The organism is Fodinibius sp., assembly GCF_041642155.1.
In the GTDB taxonomy this organism is placed as follows: Bacteria; Bacteroidota; Rhodothermia; order Balneolales; family Balneolaceae; genus Fodinibius.
This window is the reverse complement of sequence record NZ_JBEPWZ010000238.1, coordinates 1-4,875: the sequence shown is the minus strand read 5'-3', so window position 1 is coordinate 4,875 and position 4,875 is coordinate 1. Positions and strand designations below refer to the sequence as shown.

The following is a 4,875-nucleotide window of genomic DNA, read 5'->3' as shown; positions in this document are numbered from 1 at the left end:
ACTTTTGTCCTTGAACGGCTTGAAAGCCATTGTATAGAATAGCGAAATCGATTACATGCTGGGACGTTATAACCACTACAATATCATGTATCCAAACAATATGAATGAGCGTCAGAATATGGTAATTGCCACAGCGGTTGTGAGCCTGATCTTGGTCGTTGTATATCTTTGTCCGTGGCGTATCGAGTCGTCAAAGGAACTTCAGTGGAGCCCGATATATCAGCCCCCCATGTCTTATGTTCGGTCCTACGATACCGAACATGGCAGGAAAGGCAGTTCCAGGATAGAATCGGAAGAGGCTCACATTGCATTTGATGTTCTTGTTATGGAGGTCCTGGCTGTGGTGGTGGCAGGGGGTTTGCTGTACCTATTCTTTTCGGATTCTGAGGATGACAAGGAAGTTCCGCCTGGGACATTAAACCTGCTCTGACACGTCTAATAAAATTGAGGAGTAAAAACCGAGGAGGAGTCCTTTAGTTCAGCATAACGGCACGTTTGGGCAAAACAATGCTCGCCAGTTGAAAGGTAAAGGAGAAGAACTTTATTGGGATAAAATCTTCGGCATGGTTGCCTTTGAAAAACGAAAAATGCCGCATGGCCCAACCTTTTACCGAACTCACAATCACGCCTCCAAAGAATAGTTTTTCAATACTTCCCGAACTTTGGCCTTGATGCCTTCGGGGTCGAGGCCGACCTCCCGGTGGAGTTCTTCCTGCGTGCCGTGCTCTACGATGCGGTCGGGGGCGCCCATGATGGTAACAGGGATATGGTGGGGCTTGTCTGCAAGGTATTCGGTCACCGCTCCACCAAATCCGCCCAGCCGCGTACCGTCTTCAATGGTGATAATATGCTCGTAGGTGTGAGAAACCCTGTCTATGAGCTTCGTATCCAGGGGCTTGGCAAATCGCATGTTGAAATGACCTACATTGATGCCGATTTCGGCCAGGTCATCGGCGGCATCCTTCACATAGTTGCCGAAGGGACCAAAACTCAGGATGGCGATATCTTTGCCTTCGCGCAGGCATTCCCCTTTACCGATCTCGACAGATCTGAATTCGTTGCGGTAGTCCATGCCGGTTGCCCGTCCCCGTGGGTACCGGATGGCCCAGGCTGCCTCGTCATACCTGGAGGCCGTGTACATCATATCGCGCAGCTCCTGCTCGTTAAGCGGCGAGGATACGATCATATTCGGCACATTGCGCAGGTAGGAAATATCGTACAGCCCGTGGTGGGTGGGTCCGTCGGCGCCCACGAGTCCGGCGCGGTCGATACAAAAGACCACCGGCAGCTTCTGGATCGCCACATCGTGGATCACCTGGTCGTAGGCGCGTTGCAGGAACGTCGAATAAATAGCGGCAAACGCTTTTTTCCCCTCGGCTGCGAGTCCCGCCGCAAAGGTGATGGAATGCTGCTCGGCTATACCGACGTCAAATGCTCGCTCGGGATACTTCTTCATTAGCGGCCACAGGCTCGACCCGCTGGGCATGGCGGGCGTGATGCCGACGATATCCTCATCTTTGTCAGCCAGTTCTACAATGGCTTCACCAAACACATGCTGGTATTTGGGGGGCTTGGGTTTGGTGTCGGGATCCAGCGATTTTCCGGTAATTTTGTCAAAAGGACTGCTTTGGGCATGCCACTTGGTCTGCTCGCGCTCCGCAGGGGCGAATCCCTTGCCTTTGACCGTAACCGCATGCAACAATTTCGGACCCGGTATATCCTTGAGATCCTCGAGGTACCGACGCATGGTGTCGACATTATGACCGTCCACGGGTCCGTAGTACTTGAAGCCCAGCGCCTGGAAGAGTCCCCCGGGCGTAATGGCGGTCGTTATCGCTTTTTCGAGCCGTGAAGCGACCTTGCGCATTTTCTCACCGGCGGACTTAAAATAACCGAGCATGTCGTAAATCTCGTCGCGCAGCTTGTTGAACGTCTTGCTGGTGGTAATCTCGGTCAAATATTCTTTCAGCGCTCCCACATTCGGGTCAATGGACATGCAGTTGTCATTGAGAATTACCAGCACGTCGGAGTTCATCGCCCCGGCGTTATTCATCGCCTCAAAGGCCAGGCCGGCAGTCATCGCCCCATCGCCGATAACGGCTGCTACCTTCTTGTCGCTCTGATCCAGGTCGCGGGCAACGGCCATCCCCAGTGCGGCGGAAATAGAGGTGCTCGAGTGACCTACGCCGAATGTGTCGTACTCACTTTCCGAGCGTTTGGGAAAGCCGGAAAGTCCGCCGTATTTCCGGTTGGTATGAAAATTGTCGCGTCGCCCGGTCAGAATTTTATGCCCGTATGCCTGGTGACCCACATCCCAGAGCAGCAGGTCTTTGGGGGTGTCGTACACATAATGCAAAGCGACCGTCATTTCTATAACTCCCAGACTGGCGCCAAAGTGTCCCCCGTGAATGGAAACCGTATCAATAATAAAATCCCGGAGCTCGTCGCAGACCTCAACCAGTTGTTCCGGGTTCAGCTTTTTCAGGTCATCCGGCGAATGTATGCCTGTGAGTAGCGGACCGGGCGTTATCTCTTCGAATTCCATAAAAATCTATTCATTTTCGTTATTAACGGACTGTTTCTCCGCTACGTTTTTGATACGGAGTTCAGCCTCCTCCAGCGTCTCGGTACACAACCGGGACAATGCAATGCCTTCTTCATAGAGTTCAATCGACTGTTCGAGCGTAATCGACTCATCTTCCAGTTCATCTACGATAGTCTCCAGCCTTGATAAAGCCTCTTCAAATTTCAAGGGTTCCTTCTTCTTCGTACTCATAAAGTCTATTTGAAAATGATCTGCCGACAGACAGCAGGATAAACATGTAAATAAATTATTTTAAGCTTCAGAATCCAGCTCTTTTTCCTTTTGACGCCGCTTCCTTTTTTTCTGTTTTTGAGATTCGCGGTCGAACTGCTGGATGAAGGAATCGAGTTCGCTACCGCTTAAAAACGAAATCTTCCTGGTTTTCTTGTACTGCTGGTAAAAAATCGAAATTAATGCAGCCGAAGGAACCGCTACAAGCAAACCCAAGATACCAAACATAAAGCCAAAAAGCAGGAGTGACAACATGACCAGCAGGGGATGAAGTCCCACATGCCTTCCGACTACCCGGGGGACGATAAATCCTGTTTCCAGCACTTGCTCAATAGCAAACACAATATAGATGCCGGGCAAAAATTGATACCAGGGATCGCCCAGCGTTGCACCCACCAGCGTACAGACCGATATGCTGAACCAAAGTCCAAAGGTGGGAATGAAATTTGTCAATCCCGCAAAGATACCCAATACCAGGGCATAGGGAAGTCCCACGACATAAAAACCGATACTCAGGTTGACAGCACTAATGAGCACTACGATAAACTGTCCCCGCAGATAGGCTCCCACAATGCGGCTTATTTTGGTGGTATAGTCGGTGGAGACACCCTGTGGCGTGATAAGCGATCGCACGAACACCCCGATTGTTTCATAGTCGCGAATCATGAAAAAACATAAAAAGGGCATCAGGATGACAAAAAAGAGTACGGTAGCCACACTGCCGATGCCGTAAATATAGGTAGATGAGAGCGTGGTCATACCACGGTAAAATTCGTCAAGGAGCGAAGCTATCTGGGTTACGAGCTGACTCTTTACATATTCTGGGTCAAACCCGAGGTATTCAAAGAAGGCCAGTATGCCGGCGTTTTCAATCATCCCCTCGGTATCGGTAGCCATCCCGTTAAGAAGACCACCAAATTTCGATAATTGTTCAATCACGGCCGGGATGGCAAAAAACAGCGCCAGTGCCAGCAATCCCAGGCTGGTAAAAGTAAAAAAGCCGGCGATGGCGTCTCTCGGAATCTTTTTGCGTTCAAGTATTTCTACCAGCGGCTTGATAATAAAGGCGATGATATAGGCCAGGACAAACGGGATCAGCAGGTGTCCCAAATCGTAAATGAGCCACAGTCCCGCCAGAAAAAAAGTGGCGTACAGGATTGCCCGCACGATGGGCTGCTGGCGGATGGGATAAAGAACAATGCCGATTAATAAGCTATAACCCAGCGGGTTAATGAGATCCTGCAACAGGAACATGAGGAAGAGTAATCCTGCCACCCCGGCTCCCATTAGAATAAGTTGTCCGCGCTCATTGAGCCATGTATGAGAATATTTATCCATCAGTTGTGTTGGGTCTTAGCGAAATCTGCCGTGTCACCAATAATCAAGCAATCAGCCGGCCGGGGCCGTTCCCTCGATACTCTTGTGAACGCTTGGGAAAACAATTTGTTTCAGCGAATGACACGAATCCGGTGCCCGTCGGATTTCAGCTGAACGGCCCCGTAAAGACTGGTGAAATATACGCTTTCGATATAATTTCGCAACCTTCGTACGGCGGATTCATGGGGATGGCCGAAGTGATTGTGTAAACCCAGTGATACAATACCGGTAGCGGGACGGGAAGCGCGGAGAAAGCGGTCGGTAGAGCTGCTGCGGCTGCCATGGTGCGCTACCTTCAGCACGTCGGTTTCCAGGAGGCGGGGATACGACTCCAGCAGTCTTTGCTCCTGCGCACCTTCGGCATCCCCCATAAATAGAAACTCGGTTGTGCCGTATACCAGTTCCAGGACCAGCGATCGATTGTTGACATCGGACGGGGATGAGGCCGAAAGGTGTTTTGAGGGACCGTAAACAAAGAGGCGGGTGGCGGCATCCGGCATAAGCCATTGTCCCGCTTTCAGCGTTTTTACAGGAATATGGTGATCCTCGGCCGCCGCCCGGTAGCTGTAGAACAGGTCGGATTCGTATGAGGAACCCGAATGGTAAATCGTATCAATGGGGAAGGTATTTATCAGCTCTGTCACGCCCCCGATGTGATCGGCATGCGGGTGTGAAAGGAACAC

Annotated in this window: 5 protein-coding genes; 1 reads left to right on the top strand and 4 read right to left on the bottom strand. The window is 50.9% G+C overall.

Annotated features, from left to right (window positions below):
- Positions 1 to 55 precede the first annotated feature (55 nt).
- Positions 56 to 430, top strand: a complete 375-nt coding sequence (locus tag ACESLU_RS11805) for a hypothetical protein (RefSeq protein WP_372638849.1) — start codon at positions 56 to 58, stop codon at positions 428 to 430.
- A 192-nt stretch (positions 431 to 622) separates the two neighbouring features.
- Here the strand turns inward: ACESLU_RS11805 and dxs are convergent, their stop codons facing one another.
- From dxs to ACESLU_RS11785, 4 genes are all read right to left on the bottom strand, one after another.
- A complete protein-coding gene (dxs, locus tag ACESLU_RS11800) occupies positions 623 to 2,545 on the bottom strand; it encodes a 1-deoxy-D-xylulose-5-phosphate synthase (protein WP_372638848.1) in 1,923 nt (640 codons plus the stop codon).
- 6 nt (positions 2,546 to 2,551) lie between these two features.
- Positions 2,552 to 2,776, bottom strand: a complete 225-nt coding sequence (gene xseB / locus ACESLU_RS11795) for an exodeoxyribonuclease VII small subunit (protein WP_372638847.1) — start codon at positions 2,774 to 2,776, stop codon at positions 2,552 to 2,554.
- Between the two features lie 60 nt (positions 2,777 to 2,836).
- A complete protein-coding gene (locus ACESLU_RS11790; protein ID WP_372638846.1) occupies positions 2,837 to 4,153 on the bottom strand; it encodes an AI-2E family transporter in 1,317 nt (438 codons plus the stop codon).
- Between the two features lie 110 nt (positions 4,154 to 4,263).
- Positions 4,264 to 4,875: ComEC/Rec2 family competence protein (locus ACESLU_RS11785; protein ID WP_372638845.1), on the bottom strand; the 612-nt coding region annotated here is incomplete at its 5' end.